Source organism: Colwellia sp. TT2012 (assembly GCF_001440345.1).
Lineage (GTDB): Bacteria > Pseudomonadota > Gammaproteobacteria > Enterobacterales > Alteromonadaceae > Colwellia.
Window position 1 is genome coordinate 1 of the sequence record NZ_LJYX01000106.1, and the last position, 864, is coordinate 864.

General features: G+C 58.9%; 1 protein-coding gene and 1 pseudogene. One reads left to right on the forward strand and one right to left on the reverse strand.

Translation table 11 applies throughout. The annotated features are described in order from the left end of the window. Positions 1 to 320 (forward strand): annotated as a pseudogene (gene clpA / locus ASU03_RS18955) (ATP-dependent Clp protease ATP-binding subunit ClpA); the annotation flags it as partial. Between the two features lie 132 nt (positions 321 to 452). On the opposite strand, the gene ASU03_RS18960 reads toward clpA, so the two are convergent. After that, a partial coding sequence (locus tag ASU03_RS18960; protein WP_057833281.1) for a DUF2058 domain-containing protein occupies positions 453 to 864 on the reverse strand: 412 nt, incomplete at its 5' end.

Sequence of the window (864 nt, forward strand, 5' to 3'; positions counted from 1 at the left end):
TTATCCAGTTTGGTCGCCTCAGCCATGAGGTGATCAAGAGCGTGGTGGACAAGTTCCTTACCGAGCTTCAGGCGCAGTTGGAAGACAAGCGCGTGCAGTTGGAAGTGACGGAAGCGGCACGCAGCTGGATCGCCGAGGGTGGCTACGACGCGGCAATGGGCGCGCGCCCAATGGCGCGCCTGATCCAGGACAAGATCAAGCGGCCGTTGGCCGAAGAGATCCTGTTTGGCGAGCTCTCCGACCATGGTGGCGTGGTGCATATCGACTTGAAGGATGGCGAGTTGGCCTTCGAGTTCGAGACCACGGCCGAAAGGGCCTGATCGCTGTAAACCTGTAGGAGCGAGCTTGCTCGCGAAGATCGTCAACGATAACGCTGGCATCCTGGATGAACGCGGCGCCCTTGAGTTTCTCGCGAGCAAGCTCGCTCCTACAGGTGAAGCCTTGTTACAGCCTTACCACATCAGATCGTCAGGGATCTGGTAGGCGGCGTATGGATCGTCCTCATCCGGCACTTGGGCCTCAGTGAGGATATTGAGCTGGACGATACGCTCAGGCGCGCGTTCCTGGATTTTCAGCGCAGCTTCGCGCGGGATCACTTCGTAACTACCGCCGTGATGGACAATCGCCAACGAGCCGTTACTCAGCTTGTTGCGCATCAAGGTATTGACCGACAGGCGTTTGACCTTCTTGTCATCGACGAAGTTGTAGTAGTCCTCGGTGGTCAACTTGGGCAGGCGCGAGGTCTCGATCAATTGCTTGACCTGCGCGGCACGGGCCTTGGCCTCGGCCTTTTCCTGCTGTTGACGGTTGAGTTCCTGGTCACGCTTGACCTTCTCGGCCTGCGCTTCCTGGGCCAGGCGTGCC